Below are 17,144 nucleotides of genomic sequence, written 5' to 3'. Positions count from 1 at the left end.
ATTTTCCTTTAGTTATTTCTTGTTTATTTGTTAACAATCACGTTTAGTTGTGATGAATTATTTATCTTTTTATATCAATATTTTTTAAGAAACTATTGGCTAATGGATGGTGAAATTTAAATAAATTAACAATTTCACTCATCACTTTTCCCATATGTGACTTTTTCCAAGCTAAGGATAGAGGCGATGGTTTACGTTCATTAATCACTTGGCATTCAATTAAATCACCCGAATCCAAATAGTTTTGACAAACCGAACGCGGTAAAAAACCTATCCCCAGTCCTTTTAAATGACACGATAATTTGGTTGTGATGTTAGGCACAATAATTTCGGATTGGCTTGGCAGTAACCATGCTACGCGTTTATTCATATGAACTGATGTATCTTCTATATTGATTGCGGGATATTTGCGTAACGTTTCGTTCGATAACGGCCCTTCTAAATGAGTGATAGGATGATTTTTTGCGGCGACAAAAACCCAATTAATTTCACCTAATGGGAAAATATTAATCATATTATCTAATGACTCCGTTCCCGTTGCGCCAATAGCAAGATGATATTCACCATGCAATAACGAATCCCAAACGCCCATATATACCTGCCGATTAAATGTAAAATTAGTAAATGGAAATTTTTCTTGCAAATAACTCAACAGATCAGTGACAGCATCAACATCATAGAGCAAATTATTGATGGTCAGATTGATTTTGCGTTCAACACCATCGCGGATTTGATGCAGTTCTTCTGGCATGGTGGTTAACCATAGTAGCCATTGGCTACAATGTTCATAAAGATGTTGACCGGCAAGTGTTAACGATACAGTACGTGTTGTGCGTTCAAACAATTGAGTATTAAGATCAGTTTCCAATGATTTGATGCGATAGCTAATGGCAGCGGGTGTTTTAAATAACAATTTGGCTGCTTTGGAAAAACTTTTACACTCAGCAACTTTTGTGAAAGTTCGCATAGTTTCTGTATCTAACATTATTCAGTCCTTTATAACAAAACGATCAATACCCAACCAAATCCCCAATAAAAGATCGGCGCCCGATGTGTGTCCATAATTTAAAAGATTATGAATAGCACAATGGTCATAGTTATGCTGATTAAGCCGTTCAATAACATCCAAAACAGATAATGAGAATTGACCTTGTAACGCATATTTTAAAAACGTAGCACTAATTGTTGTTGTCAACGTCTCTAACGGTAAAGCCAGCATTGCTGTTTTTAATTGTTGTATTTTGGGCTTAAAACGATGATCACTGACCAGTACCGCAATCATCCCAACTATAATATCATCAAAGCTAGGCGTTAAGCCGGGACCTAAACCAATAAATTGAGTAATATCCGCATGTTGCCCCAACATTAACTGATTCAACCTTTCACACAAAATCACCAGTTCTGGCGCGGGTTTATCGACAACATTTTCTCTAAGAAAACCAAATAAACCCGTTGGATAATCTAGCTGCATGAATCGTTGCCTAATCGCGGTTTTATCTAATTGGGTGTGTAATCTGCACTTTACCGTCATATTGCAAATATGTGTGTTATAACTTAACAGAACATCACCCAGTATTAAATCACCATTAGTCTGTTGTATTATGGTTAAATGACCATTAGCTAGCCTAGATTTAATTACATCAAAATCATTAGTCTTAAGAACCCAGCCCATAGGCGATAAGCCACTGCCATAACGATGTAAAGTGAGCAATTGTTGCTCTTGATTAATTAAATTAATGGTATGTTGATGCAAACTAAATAGTGATAAGTTGCTTTTTACGGTTGGTGCATGAGCACTAATAATTAAAGGTTTAATTTGCAGTAAGCCATTTTGGGTTAATGACAAGCAATACTGCCGATCCGTATCGGCAGCAAATGACGTTGCTGTAAGTGAAGTACTTATCGCTTTTTTTAGTAATTCATTTTCTGCATAACTACATTTCATAAATTAAACTTTAAGTTTTTTAGCTAATGCCTCAAGTGCTTTTTCAAAACAGGCTAATGGAGCACGTACCGTTCCTGCACCAATTTGACCCACACCTGCCTGTTTGTGGGCAATACCCGTATTAATCAAAGGAGTGATTCCCGTTTCAACAACACGGCGAACATCAAGCCCCAAACAACATCCTTGGAAGTTCCAAGATGGAATTTGTAACAGCATGTTATGGTCAAGATAGATTTCACTCATCTCTTCAGATACTTCATATGCAACATCCGCGCCACCAGCACCCACGAAGCGAGTTACCCCGGGCGCTGCTACCATGGCAGCACCACCGATCCCAAAGGTTTCAGTAATCGCACTATCACCAATATCTGGATTGGCTTCGTTTTGTGAATAACCCGTGAAAAATAGTCCTTGCGGAGTATTAACTGGGGCTGTAAACCATTCATCACCTAAGCCACTCACTTTAATACCAAAGTCTTTACCATTACGTGTCATAACAGTAACAATAGTACCTTCTTGAATTTTTGCTGCACTGTCCATAACCGATTTACAATACGCCATCGCTAGGTTTAAAAAGAATTGATCAGTGACACTTAAAAAGTCGAAAATTTTCGCCATTTCTGTTTTATTGCGATCAAGTAGAACTAATTTGGGTGACAAGGTTCTAAGCAATAAAGCTGAAGCTGCAATATTACGTTGGTGAAACTCATCACCCATAGTAATGGCTTGCGCCATTAATGCGGTAAGATCAATACCATTTTCAAATAATTTAAGGGCATCATTCAATACTGGTCCTAAGGACTCTTTCATCCAATGATGACGATTAAGCACTTCCTCACCATAGGCACCAAAGCGCATGACTTTACCAATGCCCTCGTTTAAATTGCAGTATGCTCGATTACCATGAGTGATGTTTTCGACAACCAACATTGGCATATTTGCCGAAGTTATCCCTCCCATTGGTCCAACTGCATTAAAGCTGTGACATGGAATGAATTCAACCTTACCATTTGCTAGTAAATCTAAAGCCTGTTTTTCATCGCTCGCCCAATTTTCAAACAAACATGCACCAATGCAAGCCCCCTGCATTGGACCAGTCATATCTTGCCAAGTAATGGGAGGGCCTGCATGTAATAATTTATAACCTTGTGCTAAAGTTGGTACAGCTTCTTTCGCAGCAACTACCCCAATCCAATGTGGTCTAGCGGCTCTAATTCGCTCAATAATGGCTTGGTTTGCTTCATTAATTGCTCTATTCATACGTCAAAACCTCTTAATTTAATTTTTTTAAAATAGCCGCTAATTTTTGATTTCCGCCAGCTATTGGTGCCCATTGATAATGCACAACAGGCACATTGGATGATTGAAGATCTTCCGCAAAACTGCGCAGTCCAGCATTGATTACACTTATATGATTAAGCAATGGATATGTTTTAAGTGAACCCGTTGATTTTGTTGGCGTAATTAATTTTTTAGCTAATAATACCGCTTCTGGCAAGTTGTCCATTACCACAATGTTATTTTCAGTTAAGGCATCAATTTGTTGGCTACGGCATTGTGGATCTTGCTGTGAGCCGGTTACTGTTGCAATAGCGATTAATGGATTATCGCTTGAACGCTGTGCGCAGGCCGCTTTATAACCGGCAATCATTGATTCAGCAGGATTAGGATTAGCACCATAACCAATCACCAAATCGAGTAATACTACGCCAACTGTCTTTAGTGCCCCTAACTTACTAATTTCTTGTTCACGAATTGATGGGTCGATCATTGGATGAGGACGCCCAACAGTATAAAAATCATCACCAAGATCAATAATTTTATGACCATTTTCGTCAAGCATTATGCCTTTATCATGATTTTCATTGATTGATAAATGCAACTCCTGTGCAAGTAACATCGCGGCTTCTGACGCCAACGTTCCACCGGTATAAAGTCCTGAAATCGTTTGCTTGGTTACTTTTGGTAATGCGTGTGCTGCCACTTCTACTTTGGCTAGCAAACAAGCTAAACGTGCTGCTTGATCTAATGTTTTAGCAAAATAGATATTCTCATCTTGTACTTTGTCGATAGTTGATCCTAAAAACAGCGCCACGATAGGCTTATTAATCAGCTTCATGGCAGTAATAACTTTTTCTCGCACACTTTCAGCAGGTGGTTTTGAAATAAAAGTAATGACTTGACTTTGCTCATCTGCAGCGAGCATCTTTAATGCAGTCAGAGCACTTATTCCCCCTACCTCTTGTGATAAATCGCGCCCGCCCAAACCAATAGCTTGCGTAATACCTTGGTTTAATAAAGCAATTTGAGAGATGACTTCTTGAATACCTGTACCCGATGCACCAATTACACCAATATTCCCCTTGGGAATTACATTTGCAAAAGCTAGCGGTGCACCAGCAATAATAGCCGTACCACAATCAGGCCCCATTACAATCAAATCTTTACTCGAAGCCTTAGTTTTTAGGCGAATTTCATCATTCACAGGCACATTATCTGAAAATATCATGACATTTTTATTATCATCTATGGCTTGTTCGGCAAGTTCTGCTGCGTATTCACCAGCAATCGATATCAGAACCAAATTAGCATCAGGTAATTTTTGGGTCGCACTAGCATAACGCCTTGCTTTAAGTAATTTACTGCCACCTTGTTGTTGCTGGGCGATATTTTTTAAAGCATCTTCAAGCTCTGTACTGATTAAATCCACAACATTAATTGAATCGTTATGCGTTTTAATAGCAACGCAAATATCATTGGGTGTTGCATCATTAAACTTATCACTCCAAAAACCCGTTGCTGTAAGCAAGGATTTATTGGCTGGAGTCCCCATCATGACAGAAACCTCATCAACTTCATCAAGATTACTCAGTTTTTTTGAAATTAACATTAAACTGACTGAATCTTGAAAGCTCCCTTTTTTTATGAAAGATTGAATCATGAGAATTGCCTCTCAATTATTTAGTAATTATTTATTTTTAAATATGCAATAAATCTAAAATGATAGATATCGATTACAAATGGTATTTACTATACGCCGATAGATCGTTATACCTTTATCTATCAAATTTAAAATCACACGCTATTTATATATTACGAAAAAAACTGCGAATAAATAGGTTAGATGTCACAATTCAATAACTTATTATCAGAAAAAATTTACATAAAAATCATAATGATACTTGATTATTAAAAAATTTTTTATAATAGTAACTTATTAATTTAATTAAATTTTATAAAACTAAAAAAGAGTGTTTGATCACATTATTATTTGCTATTAATAGTATGTTACTTAGCAAACATAACCAGAATAATTCTTAAGAATAGAAAGATTAAAAACAGGTAGATGCTTATGAAAATCTTATATGATGATGTGGCAAACGCAGTGGAATGGATATCAAGTTTTGGGGGACTAGAACAAGGTGGAACCACACGTTTACTTTATACGCCTCAATGGCTGGCAGCACAAAATGCATTGAAAGAACGCATGACCAATATCGGTATGCAAAGCTATTTTGATGATGTTGGCAATTTATATGGTCGCTTTGAAGGTAGTAAATATAAAGATCAGATCATTATGTCAGGTTCGCATGTTGATACAGTTGTCAATGGTGGAAAGTTAGATGGGCAACTCGGTATTATTGCCGCCTTACTTGCCATGCAATACCTAAAAGAAAACTATGGTCAACCTCTTCGTACACTTGAGATTATCTCAATGGCTGAAGAAGAAGGCAGCCGTTTTCCATATGTATTTTGGGGCAGTAAAAATGTTTTTGCGATTGCAAACAAAAAAGATGTTGAAAATATCACTGATGTGGAAGGCGTCAGATTTGTTGATGCCATGCAAGCCTGCGGATTTCAATTCAGTACTCAACCTGCACGCAGCGATATCAAAGCTTTTCTAGAAATTCATATAGAGCAAGGCGGCGTACTTGAAAAAGAACAAAAAAGCATTGGAGTTGTGACCAGTATTGTCGGTCAGCGCCGTTATAACATCAGACTGATTGGAGAAGCCAACCATGCAGGCACGACTCCAATGGGATACCGTAAAGATGCGGTGTATGCCTTTAGTCGTATATGTCATGAATCCATTAATAAAGCACTAAAAATAGGTGATCCACTCGTGCTTACTTTTGGTCATGTTGAACCAAAACCCAATGTGGTTAACGTTGTACCAGGTGAAGTGCTATTTACCATGGATTGTCGCCATACCAATAAATCCGAATTAATTGGATTTACTGAAGAAATCGAAGCCGATATGGTGCGTATTGCCAAAGAGCTAGGGCTTGAAATTGAAATAAATTGCTGGATGGATGAAGATCCCATTCCAATGAACGACAAATTAATCCATATGTTAGAAGACATCTGCAAAGAAGAAAAGCTCAGCTATCGTGTAATGCACAGCGGTGCAGGTCATGATTCACAAATTTTTGCGCCACGAGTACCTACCGCCATGCTGTTTGTACCAAGTATCAAAGGCATTAGCCATAATACCGCCGAAGATACCAAAACTGAAGATTTAGTCGAAGGTATCAAAGCGTTAACCTATGCCCTTTATAAATTAGCTTACCAAGAGTAATGAGGAGTTGACATGACAACCGTTGACACAACAGCCAAAACAGGTGGTATCCAATTCTGGCATAAAATCGTGGTATTATTATGCCTTGGTTGGACAGTGATGTGGATCTATCGTCCTGTTCTAACCGCTATCTTTCCAGAAGTTCAACAAACTATAGGTCCGCAATCCAATACTGAGTTAGGTTTAATTGCTAGTTGCTATTTTTTTGCTTATACCGCTATGCAAATCCCAGCAGGGATGTTAGTTGATAAGTTTGGTAAAAAAGCAGTGGTGATTCCTGGTTTCTTATTATTTACCATCGCCGCTTTAATCATTGGTAATGCACATTCTATTATGATGATTTATGTTGGTAGTTTATTAGCTGGCTTAGGTTGTGGCTCTTATTATGGTTCGGCTTGGTCACTTTCAGCTGAAAATATCCCATCTGAACATCGTGGCTTTGCTTCAGCTATAATCAATACTGGCTCAGCTTTAGGGATGGGTATAAGTTTACTGGCAACCAGCTTTTTAGTTAAATCATGGGGTATGCCATGGGAATACATGCTCTATATTATTGCTGCGCTGTTACTTTGTTTAGTTGCAGGCTTTGCTATTATCATCAAAGAACAACCAAAGCTTAAACAAGCAGTTCAAAATGACACAACGAATAACCAAACGACAACATCGCCAATTAAATCTGACCAAAAACATAGTTTCTTTAGTATTGAAATGATTGCCTCTTACATTATGTATTTTGCAACATGTTATGGCTACTACATGATTGTCAGTTGGTTACCAAACTTTTTAGAAACTGAACGCGGCTTTACGGGGGGGAGTATTGGCTCAGCATCATCATTGGTCGCTTTTGCAGCTATTCCGGGAGCATTAATCATCAGTAAAATATCCGATAAATTTAGAAGTAAACGTCTATTGTTTATTATCGTATTAGAACTGATTGCTGCTGGAACCTTATTTATTACCGTACAATCTGCAACCATCACTTTTTTACTTGCGGGATTAATCTTTTATGGGTTATTTGGCAAACTGACTGTCGAACCAATATTGATTTCACATGTTGCCGAAACCGCACCAAAAACCAATTATGGTACCTCCTTTGGTGTCTTTAATTTCTTTGGCATGAGTTCGTCAGTGATTGCACCACCGCTAACGGGTTATTTAGCCGATCTTACTGGCACTAAAATCACTGGTTTTTACGTCGCCATAGTTATATTGATCGTTGCTACGCTGATCTTCACGCTGATTAACTCGAAAAAAAAGGCTAACAACCAATAAACACCATTACCGGTCAGATGCCTATGACCGGTTAAACCAATATAAAAAATGACTGCTTTTTACAAGTTGGGATTGCTATTACCTAAATAACGATAAACAGATAGTTTAATAACCAAAAAGTTACGTAAAAACAGCAGTATGTTACAAGGAGAATAAAAATGGGGTATATCAATAATAATACTGGTTATCCAAAAGATCTGCTTGCATCCAGAGCCATTATTAAACGCCATAACTACGCATTGATACCGCCAGATGGGTTAGTCAAAAATATCATTCCAGGTTTTGAAAACTGTGATATCACAATTCTATCCACACCCAAATTAGGGGCATCATTTGTCGATTACCTTGTCACTATGTATCAAGACGGCAAAAATCAACAAGGTTTTGGTGGTAAAGATATCGAAGTATTTGTCTATGTGATCAGTGGCGAAGTAACGGCAAAAGCTGACGATCAAGTCTTTAGTCTAAAAACGGGTGGTTATGTTTATTGTCCAGCAGGAATTAAATTGTATTTGCAAAATGACACTGTTTTATCTCGATTATTTTTGTATAAACGTCGTTATATACCGCTCTCTGGTTATCAAGCACGTATAGTAAGCAATCATGTCGAAAAACTAGATTGTATCTGTTATGAAGATATGGATAACGTCTTTGTGCAAGATCTCCTGCCTAAAGAACTTGGTTTTGACATGAACTTTCATATATTAACTTTCAAACCTGGTGCGAGCCATGGTTATATTGAAACCCATGTCCAAGAACATGGCGCGTATTTGCTTAGTGGCGAAGGCATGTATTTGCTTGATAATGAGTGGATACCTGTCAAAAAAGATGATTATATTTTTATGGGCGCTTATGCACTGCAAGCTTGTTATTCGGTTGGTAAAGAACCATTGAGCTATATCTATTCTAAAGATTGCCATCGAGATATTGAAATATAAACAAAATACAAGACACTAAAAAACATTATCAAGGAAACAAAATGGAACTTATTGTCATTGCGTTAGGTGGTAATGCCATTGCCAAACGCAATCAACCTTTAACCGTCGATAATCAATATGAAAATATTGATGCAACAACAAAAATTATTGCCAAACTTGCGGGTAAATACCGCTTAGTTGTCGTACATGGTAATGGACCACAAGTAGGATTATTGGCTTTGCAAAATCAAGCTTATTCTCAAGTACCAGCCTATCCCCTAGATATTTTAGTTGCCCAAACCCAAGGCATGCTAGGTTATATGATTGGGCGAAGTTTGCAACAACACAACAATATTAATAAAGTTGTGACGGTATTAACACAAGTCGAAGTGGATGAGCATGATCCCTCGTTTAGTCAACCAACTAAATATATCGGGCCTGTTTATCAATCCGATCAACAGCAACAATTACAAGCACAATATGGTTGGACATTTAAAAGAGATGGTCAATATATTCGCCGAGTTGTTCCATCACCAAAACCAAAAACAATACTCGAAATTGACACCATACAACAACTGCTGACCGATGATGCCATTGTGATATGTAACGGTGGTGGTGGTATACCAGTAATTAAAGATGTGAATGGTTACAAAGGTGTTGAAGCAGTGATCGATAAAGATCACTCAGCTGCAATACTTGCAACTCAGCTTAAAGCCGATCATCTGATGATCTTAACAGATGCCGATGCCATTTATGAAAACTGGGGCACACCTGATCAAACCGCATTACGCCATGTCACCCCTGAACGACTAAAACCGTTAGCGGTTGACGATGGTGCAATGGGTCCAAAAGTAAAATCGGTAATCGAATTTGTCGAAAAGACCGGCAACAGGGCTTATATTGGTACATTAACCGATATTGAAGCGTTATTAGATACCACTAAAGGCACCATTGTCAGCCCATCAAATCAACAAAGTAATGAGTGAATAGACATATCTGCAAAAGATAGGAGTTTTAATATGAGAGTTGATAGACAAACCTTACATCATTTAATCGCCAAAAAATTACATAAAGCGGGTTTAACAAGCGAACACGCGGATATTGCTGCTGATGCCCTAACTTTCGCTGATGCTCGTGGCATCCATTCGCATGGCGCGGTGCGCGTTGAATATTATGCTGAACGTATTGCCAAAGGTGGAATGACACATAACCCTAATGTCACGTACCAAGAGACAGGCCCAGCCAGTGGCATATTAGATTTTGACAATGGTTGTGGTTTAGTGGCTGCTAAAGTAGGTATGGATAAAGCGATTGCTATGGCGAAAAAAAATGGTATTGCAGTGGTAGGTATTCGTCGCATGTCACACAGTGGTTCACTTTGTTATTTTACCGAAATGGCCGCTGAACAAAATTTAATTGCGGTATCGATGTGCCAATCCGATCCAATGGCGGTACCTTATGGCGGCGCAGAAGAATTTTTTGGTACGAACCCTATCGCCTTTGCGGCTCCAACAGAAGATAATCGTCTTGTTTCGTTTGATATGGCTACTACAGTACAAGCTTGGGGAAAAATATTGTATGCCAAATCCAAAGGTGTGCCAATTCCACCGACTTGGGCAGTTGACGAACAAGGTGAACCAACAACCGATCCACACAAAGTCAACGCTCTATTACCAATAGCGGATGCCAAAGGTTATGGGCTAATGATGATGGTGGATGTGTTGTCAGGCATTTTATTAGGTGTACCATTTGGCAAAAACGTCTCATCCATGTATGCCGACTTGTCCAAAGGACGCGATCTTGGACATTTGCATATTGTTATCAACCCCGATTATTTTATCGGTCTTGAAACGTTCAAAAAGAACATGTCAGCCATGCTGGATCAACTAAAACACGTTAAACCCGCCAAAGGAAATAGTGAAGTCTTTTTTTCTGGTGAACGTGGCAAAAAACGTGAAGCGGATTACTTAAAAAATGGGATAGAAATTGTAGATGAAATTTACAACTACTTAATAAGTGATACTATCCACCATAATCGATATGATCACAAAAATAAGTTTGCAGAATAAAAAATCCCCCTGAGTAGGCATGAGATATGAAGATTGACTGGCCAGAACTTTCTTAATAAAGAATCCCTGTGCATACAGGGAACACATATTCCACAGATTCATTTAGATAAACTGGAACGGTTTATCCCTGTGCATACAGGGAACACCAGTAATTGCAGTGTTATCAGTTAAATCTTGCCGGTTTATCCCTGTGCATACAGGGAACACTATAACAGTTTGTCTTAAACCTTGTTTCCTGACGGTTTATCCCTGTGCATACAGGGAACACATTTTGAGGCATGTCATCAATTACTGATTTCTCGGTTTATCCCTGTGCATACAGGGAACACACAATGATTCAAATAATGAATACTGGTAATTACGGTTTATCCCTGTGCATACAGGGAACACAGCATTAGTTGCGCTCATTTCATTAATGAAATCGGTTTATCCCTGTGCATACAGGGAACACTAGCTGACGTTAAAAACCACGAATTAACTATTCGGTTTATCCCTGTGCATACAGGGAACACGGTGTGATCATTGAGCATATGGAAACATCTAAGCGGTTTATCCCTGTGCATACAGGGAACACCCGTCAGATATAAATACATCGTAACGTTTTTCCGGTTTATCCCTGTGCATACAGGGAACACGGTTAATTCGAATTTCTCGCGTTTTAGACGCTCGGTTTATCCCTGTGCATACAGGGAACACCCCAATTATAACATACTGTTTTATAATTAAAATATTAACCACCAAATTTCTACCAATTTTTTAGGCTATTTTTTATCAAAATTAGAATTTATAACACTATGTTTTTATTTAATTAATTAAAATTGATGGAAATTAAAATTTGATTCTACGGAATTCTACCGATAAATTTATATTTTTCATTAAATTAAATAAATGGTAAACAATGAAATATAGAATTGCAATTATTTGAATAGCAAAAAATTCTATGTAATATTGACGCATCCCCGATTTATCCCTGTGCATACAGGGAACACCTATCCAACAATAAAAGATAAATTAGTTATTGCGGTTTATCCCTGTGCATACAGGGAACACAATTAGATAAAAATAAAAAAGGAGAATATTCCGCGGTTTATCCCTGTGCATACAGGGAACACTAATGTCTTTTTCTGTTTTATCTGTCATATCTCGGTTTATCCCTGTGCATACAGGGAACACATTGTAAATTTTTATGCATTTTCGGCCGCGTACGGTTTATCCCTGTGCATACAGGGAACACTAAAGAAATGCCAAACATAAGTTATAATGTTACGGTTTATCCCTGTGCATACAGGGAACACCAAAAATGGACAATCCTCTTATTATCCATTCTCGGTTTATCCCTGTGCATACAGGGAACACGCATTCTATTGCAACCCAACTTAAGCAGTGAACGGTTTATCCCTGTGCATACAGGGAACACAATGACCTAAAACCATGTCCCGTCATCCTGCCCGGTTTATCCCTGTGCATACAGGGAACACCCCAATTATAACATACTGTTTTATAATTAAAATATTGACCACCAAATTTTTACCGATTTTTTAGGCTATTTTTTACCAAAATCTGTATTTATAACACTATGTTTTTATTTAATTAATTAAAATTGATGGGAATTAAAATTCGATTCTACGGAATTCTACCAATAGATTTATATTTTTCATGTAATTAAATAAATGGTAAACAATGAAATATAGAATTGCGATTATTTGTATAGTAAAAAATGCTATGTAATATTGACGCATCCCCCGATTTATCCCTGTGTGTAGGGAACATCAGACATGTGACGATGGGGGAATAACATGGCGCGGTTTATCCCTGTGAATACAGGGAACACACAAACATCTGGTGATGTATTTGTATTGATGCCGGTTTATCCCTGTGCATACAGGGAACACGTTTAGATCGCCAACGGGTATTAATTGAATCGCCGGTTTATCCCTGTGCATACAGGGAACACCAATTATAACATACTGTTTTATAATTAAAATATTTACCAACAAATTTCTACCGATTTTTTAGGCTATTTTTTACCAAAATCTGTATTTATAACACTATGTTTTTATTTAATTAATTAAAATTGATGAAAATTAAAATTAGATTCTACGGAATTCTACCAATAAATTTATATTTTTCATATAATTACAAATTGGCAAACAATGAAATATAGAATTGCGATTATTTGAATAGCAAAAAATGCTATGTAATATTGACGCATCCCCGATTTATCCCTGTGTGTAGGGAACATCAGGCATGGGACGATGGGGGAATAGCATGGCGCGGTTTATCCCTGTGAATACAGGGAATACAAAAAACCGTATATTATTATAGATAAGTGATAAATTAATGCATATGCCAAGAACCTAAATTAAGTTAATTTACAAATAAAGCTGTTTTATCTATATGGAAATAAGAAATACTTTTCTAGACTAATCTAACCTAGAAATTAGTCTGTTTATAATTAACCGTTTCAAGCTTTTCTATGGATTAGGCATTGTAAATACTTTGCATACTTCATTATATTTTTCTGTGTATTCTTTTAAGAAAGACAGCACAGGGTAAAAAGTCTCACGCACATAATCTGGATCATCATTATCTAATTCTATTTCATCTAACTTACCAGGATTTTTAATATCAAATTCTTTAAGTGCCAAGTAACTACATTCTAAAATATCTTTTGGAGTGTCCTCTTCCTTTAGTTGACTCATGTTATTCATTGTCATTTCAAAATACTTCTGGAAATAACTGTCAGCAGTCACACAATCTTTTAACACAGGAAATTTAACATTATCTTTTGTACCTAAACAGATCAGGTCTAATTTACTTCCCTTTTTGATATTCGCAGCATCATCTTTATTTTTTAATTCGATGGAAACTAATTCAGATTGACTATCACCATTTACAACAATATACGGATTGCCATTTAAATCCGTTTTTACTTCTGATGCTTGTGTTTTAATATTAACCAGTTGTTTATCGTATTTTTTTTCGTATTTAGTCTGATCTTTACTGAATTCTCCATTTAGAATTGATGCAGATACCCATAATATTTCATCGCCAATCATTGATTCATTGGGTGTTCTAAAAGCAGCAATATCTTCATTTATAAACCCCTCAATAAATTTTTTTGCATTATCATTAGCAAATGCGTTGAAACCGATCAAAGTTAATATTGAAATAGCAATTAAATTTTTCATTCCTTACTTCCATTGATTTTTAAATAATAACAGATGATAAAATAATTAAATTTTTTTCATACTTTAAATTTTATTTTGGGTAATAGTATTTTATTTAGATAATTTGGGCAATAAAAAACCACCAAAGCAGTTAAGTGAATAAATTATTAATTCCTTTTGAAAAGAAGACTTTTCATAAACTATTTTATGGAAAGAGATCGTAATATTCAGTTATAAACAAAAACAAACTCTGTAATCGTTATTTAGCATTATCAGTGAAATAACTAGGTATTTATGAGGTTAATTGCTTCTTCATATTAATAAGTGAAAATTCATTTACTTTATACTTTTACCATGCAATCCTTAAAAAACTCATTAATCAGTCAAATCTGTGTCGTATAAATAATACTTAAAATCCATCCTATTCTTAGAAAATTAACAACTTCTAATCTAATATGATTTATCCCTGTGTGTACAGGGAACACGATTTTTTCAGCTTCAGATGATTCAGTTACTAGCGGTTTATCCCTGTGCATACAGGGAACATGCAATATGCGGATTAAAAATATATTTTAATTTCGGTTTATCCCTGTGCATACAGGGAACATGGTTCAAGTCCAGTAGGGGCCACCATTAACAGCGGTTTATCCCTGTGCATACAGGGAACATTAATTGCAAACATTTGTAAATCTATTCATACGCGGTTTATCCCTGTGCATACAGGGAACATAGCACAGGCAGAATTATAGAGGGAGCAGACAACGGTTTATCCCTGTGCATACAGGGAACATACCAATTATAACATACTGTTTTATAATTAAAATATTGGTCACCAAATTTCTACCGATTTTTTAGGCTATTTTTTACCAAAATCTATATTTATAACACTATGTTTTTATTTAATTAATTAAAATTGATGGAAATTGAAATTAGATTCTACGGAATTCTACCGATAAATTTATATTTTTCATGTAGTTAAAAAACAGTAATTTTTATTGAGATGTTTTTAATACTTTACTGTTATCAAAATAACTCTACTTTTTAAGTTGTTTGCTGATTTAGCTTGGTTATAAAATTTTCACAAATTAATCTCAAGTACTCGTTTTTTGTAAGTGCATTTCTGTAATTTGGAGTAATCGAATATTTTTTTTTGAATTGAAATAATTTTATAAGCGCTGTTATTTATGATCTATTACTCAATATGAAAAGTAAACATTTATGTTAGCTCAACATGGTATTTTGTTTATAAACATGAATTTAAAATAAATTGTTTATTGATTTTTTATACTAAAACGTATAGTTAACCTGAAACTTTTTGACAAAGTTTAGACTTGTTTTTTTAGGGAATTCATATTACAAATTTAATTTAAATAAGATTTAAAAACGATAATAATCATAATAAGCTTTTTAATTTTTGCCATTCATTCTTAAATTCAAACTTAAAATAGACAGCAAAAATATGCATTTTGATTTTATTAATAAAACGATTTTCATGTTTTTTGATGTTATTAACCGCATGAATTATAGAAGTTGAATCAAAAGCCATACAATAAGAAGTGATAACATTATAATGGCAAATAGGAGCAATATAATTAAATAAAACATATTCAACGTGCTTTATGGGGAATTGTCTAGCTACTGAGGCAATGTTTTCATAGTTAATATTACTTGCCGCGAAAAGATCTGAAAGAGCTACATAAAGATCTTCTTCATCTAACGTATGTTCCACCTAGTAAACTCCTCTATTTCATCATCAAGGCTATCTGCGACTGCTGAACCAATCATTGATCCTCCAATACTGCCAGCTAAAACAACAGCAATAGCACAAATTGGAGCGCCTGGACCACATATTGTTGATGCACCTAACCCTGCCAACCAGCCTCCTGCCATCGCTCCCCCAATTCCCATTCCTTGCTTTATAGTTTCTTTCGGTTTATTTTCAGCATTAATAATTTCATAGGTAGCAAGCGATGCCGTCACTAAAATACCAACTTTACCTATAATTTTTAATCGTTTATTTATTGTTGTAAACTTTGGATAATCACGACCAGAAGATTCAATCAGTTCATAGTACACACGACTTCGTTGTTTAGATGAAAGATTTTTAAAGTTTAATTTAAACTTTTCCTGTGAATATTTTTCTAATAAATCTTCAAATGATTTAGGTTTTAATTTATGTTTTTCAGCTATCGCTAATCCAGAGGCTGATGTGTATTTTCTATGCTCTGCCATAATTTGATTTCTCATTTCGTAACAAAATGTAGCAGCCTCTTTCACTGATACTTTCTTTGCGTCAACTAATCCTTTAATTTCTACGCTCATTCTTTTTATATTACTTGCATAACTCTCTCTTACTTTTGCATCGTTGATTACATCTTTTGCAAATTTCATTGCAGTATCATTTAGTGCAAACAAAGCATTGTCTAATATTTGATTTGGATCTTCGATTAAATTGTCAGTTTCCGTAGGAAATTGACCTCCCACCATAAGTGTAACCACCATAATTATCAACCTATTATTGTTTTTAATAAATTTTCAGTTATGCTTGATATATTATTATCATCCCCTAAATTCTCTAAGCTTTCTATCTCTATTCTTGCACTATCACATTGCGTATCAATAGTTAGTCTTGCTTTATTATTTTGATCAAAAGTTCCTTTTAATAATTGACCATTATTTAAAGTAACAATGAAGTTCAAACCAGAATAATCTCTATTTGAAGCTATTTGAAATCCAATCCAGTTATCAGCTATTTTTTGGTTGATTTCTTGTTTATTTATAATGGAATTTGGTTGAGATAAATTCGATAGACTATTATTAGAGATATTAATATACATAGTACTTTTTAATGCAATAATTCTATGATTACCAACTGGAGAACATCTACACGCAACAATACAACCATCATAAGCAACGGGTTTTCCGTCGATAACAAAATCGTTTGCTCCCTCTATGATTCTGCCTGTACTTCTACATTTAGGGCAAGATGCTAAATCACCCAATAAGGCGATACCATCAATACCACAATAACCGTTCCCTGAGGCTGTAATAATCCTTCCGTCATAATTGGTTACATCACCCAAAACAGCTATTTGTTGAATCATGCTATATTCTCAAGTGCTTTATATTCATTTTTAATATGGAAATATTTTATACAATATAACTATATAAATCCTATTTTTTATATTAATG

13 protein-coding genes and 3 CRISPR repeat arrays are annotated in these 17,144 nt (G+C 35.7%); of the genes, 5 read left to right on the top strand and 8 right to left on the bottom strand.

The genetic code is table 11. From position 1 onward, the window contains the following. Nucleotides 1-61 precede the first annotated feature (61 nt). From allS to fdrA, 4 genes are read right to left on the bottom strand one after another with little or no spacing between them, the layout of a single operon-like run. Nucleotides 62-985, bottom strand: a complete 924-nt coding sequence (gene allS, locus H3T96_RS10135; protein WP_144091070.1) for an HTH-type transcriptional activator AllS — start codon at nucleotides 983-985, stop codon at nucleotides 62-64. A gap of 3 nt (nucleotides 986-988) precedes the next feature. Continuing rightward, nucleotides 989-1,945 carry a DUF2877 domain-containing protein gene (locus H3T96_RS10130; protein WP_144091068.1) on the bottom strand — a complete coding sequence of 319 codons (957 nt, stop codon included), beginning with the start codon at nucleotides 1,943-1,945 and terminating at the stop codon, nucleotides 989-991. A 3-nt stretch (nucleotides 1,946-1,948) separates the two neighbouring features. Next, the gene (locus tag H3T96_RS10125) at nucleotides 1,949-3,205 is read right to left on the bottom strand and encodes a DUF1116 domain-containing protein (protein WP_144091066.1); all 1,257 of its coding nucleotides are present in this window, start codon (nucleotides 3,203-3,205) and stop codon (nucleotides 1,949-1,951) included. Nucleotides 3,206-3,218: 13 nt separating this feature from the next. Continuing rightward, a complete protein-coding gene (gene fdrA / locus H3T96_RS10120; protein ID WP_144091064.1) occupies nucleotides 3,219-4,886 on the bottom strand; it encodes an acyl-CoA synthetase FdrA in 1,668 nt (555 codons plus the stop codon). Between the two features lie 411 nt (nucleotides 4,887-5,297). Between fdrA and allC the strand changes: the two genes are divergently transcribed. From allC to allD, 5 genes are all read left to right on the top strand, one after another. Continuing rightward, complete coding sequence (gene allC / locus H3T96_RS10115) at nucleotides 5,298-6,524, top strand: allantoate deiminase (protein ID WP_144091062.1); 1,227 nt, start codon at nucleotides 5,298-5,300, stop codon at nucleotides 6,522-6,524. A gap of 12 nt (nucleotides 6,525-6,536) precedes the next feature. After that, entirely contained in the window at nucleotides 6,537-7,796 is a 1,260-nt protein-coding gene (locus H3T96_RS10110) for an MFS transporter (protein WP_144091060.1), read from the top strand. 158 nt (nucleotides 7,797-7,954) lie between these two features. Further along, the gene (gene allE, locus H3T96_RS10105) at nucleotides 7,955-8,734 is read left to right on the top strand and encodes a (S)-ureidoglycine aminohydrolase (protein WP_144091058.1); all 780 of its coding nucleotides are present in this window, start codon (nucleotides 7,955-7,957) and stop codon (nucleotides 8,732-8,734) included. Nucleotides 8,735-8,775: 41 nt separating this feature from the next. Then, nucleotides 8,776-9,699, top strand: a complete 924-nt coding sequence (locus tag H3T96_RS10100; RefSeq protein WP_144091056.1) for a carbamate kinase — start codon at nucleotides 8,776-8,778, stop codon at nucleotides 9,697-9,699. Between the two features lie 33 nt (nucleotides 9,700-9,732). Continuing rightward, nucleotides 9,733-10,782 carry an ureidoglycolate dehydrogenase gene (gene allD, locus H3T96_RS10095; protein ID WP_144091055.1) on the top strand — a complete coding sequence of 350 codons (1,050 nt, stop codon included), beginning with the start codon at nucleotides 9,733-9,735 and terminating at the stop codon, nucleotides 10,780-10,782. A gap of 56 nt (nucleotides 10,783-10,838) precedes the next feature. Next, nucleotides 10,839-11,478: direct repeats of the CRISPR family, unit length 29 nt; unit sequence CGGTTTATCCCTGTGCATACAGGGAACAC. Nucleotides 11,479-11,742: 264 nt separating this feature from the next. Then, a CRISPR array of direct repeats spans nucleotides 11,743-12,260; the repeat unit is 29 nt; unit sequence CGGTTTATCCCTGTGCATACAGGGAACAC. A gap of 996 nt (nucleotides 12,261-13,256) precedes the next feature. On the opposite strand, the gene H3T96_RS10090 is transcribed toward allD, so the two are convergent. From H3T96_RS10090 to H3T96_RS10075, 4 genes are all read right to left on the bottom strand, one after another. Continuing rightward, nucleotides 13,257-13,973, bottom strand: a complete 717-nt coding sequence (locus tag H3T96_RS10090; RefSeq protein WP_039130029.1) for a hypothetical protein — start codon at nucleotides 13,971-13,973, stop codon at nucleotides 13,257-13,259. Between the two features lie 435 nt (nucleotides 13,974-14,408). Beyond that, a CRISPR array of direct repeats spans nucleotides 14,409-14,743; the repeat unit is 29 nt; unit sequence CGGTTTATCCCTGTGCATACAGGGAACAT. A 602-nt stretch (nucleotides 14,744-15,345) separates the two neighbouring features. Continuing rightward, nucleotides 15,346-15,681, bottom strand: a complete 336-nt coding sequence (locus H3T96_RS10085) for a hypothetical protein (protein ID WP_144091053.1) — start codon at nucleotides 15,679-15,681, stop codon at nucleotides 15,346-15,348. Next, nucleotides 15,666-16,454, bottom strand: coding sequence for a hypothetical protein (locus H3T96_RS10080; RefSeq protein ID WP_198248642.1), 789 nt, complete (start codon nucleotides 16,452-16,454; stop codon nucleotides 15,666-15,668). The genes H3T96_RS10085 and H3T96_RS10080 overlap by 16 nt, the downstream gene beginning before the upstream one ends. Nucleotides 16,455-16,459: 5 nt before the next feature. Beyond that, nucleotides 16,460-17,056: a PAAR domain-containing protein gene (locus H3T96_RS10075; RefSeq protein ID WP_144091051.1), complete on the bottom strand. Its 597-nt coding sequence runs from the start codon at nucleotides 17,054-17,056 to the stop codon at nucleotides 16,460-16,462. Nucleotides 17,057-17,144: the final 88 nt, after the last annotated feature.

This window comes from Gilliamella sp. W8136, from assembly GCF_016101285.1.
GTDB classification, from domain to species: domain Bacteria; phylum Pseudomonadota; class Gammaproteobacteria; order Enterobacterales; family Orbaceae; genus Gilliamella; species Gilliamella apicola_N.
The sequence above is the reverse complement of the archived record's forward strand: the minus strand, read 5'-3'. Positions and strand labels throughout refer to the sequence as shown.

Coding starts and splice junctions, on each gene's coding strand:
- H3T96_RS10110 (WP_144091060.1), top strand. CDS start 6,537: ATGACAACCGTTGACACAACAGCCAAAACAGGTGGTATCCAATTCTGG.
- H3T96_RS10100 (WP_144091056.1), top strand. CDS start 8,776: ATGGAACTTATTGTCATTGCGTTAGGTGGTAATGCCATTGCCAAACGC.
- allC (WP_144091062.1), top strand. CDS start 5,298: ATGAAAATCTTATATGATGATGTGGCAAACGCAGTGGAATGGATATCA.
- H3T96_RS10080 (WP_198248642.1), bottom strand. CDS start 16,454: ATGGTGGTTACACTTATGGTGGGAGGTCAATTTCCTACGGAAACTGAC.
- H3T96_RS10090 (WP_039130029.1), bottom strand. CDS start 13,973: ATGAAAAATTTAATTGCTATTTCAATATTAACTTTGATCGGTTTCAAC.
- H3T96_RS10125 (WP_144091066.1), bottom strand. CDS start 3,205: ATGAATAGAGCAATTAATGAAGCAAACCAAGCCATTATTGAGCGAATT.
- allE (WP_144091058.1), top strand. CDS start 7,955: ATGGGGTATATCAATAATAATACTGGTTATCCAAAAGATCTGCTTGCA.
- H3T96_RS10075 (WP_144091051.1), bottom strand. CDS start 17,056: ATGATTCAACAAATAGCTGTTTTGGGTGATGTAACCAATTATGACGGA.
- fdrA (WP_144091064.1), bottom strand. CDS start 4,886: ATGATTCAATCTTTCATAAAAAAAGGGAGCTTTCAAGATTCAGTCAGT.
- H3T96_RS10130 (WP_144091068.1), bottom strand. CDS start 1,945: ATGAAATGTAGTTATGCAGAAAATGAATTACTAAAAAAAGCGATAAGT.
- allS (WP_144091070.1), bottom strand. CDS start 985: ATGTTAGATACAGAAACTATGCGAACTTTCACAAAAGTTGCTGAGTGT.
- allD (WP_144091055.1), top strand. CDS start 9,733: ATGAGAGTTGATAGACAAACCTTACATCATTTAATCGCCAAAAAATTA.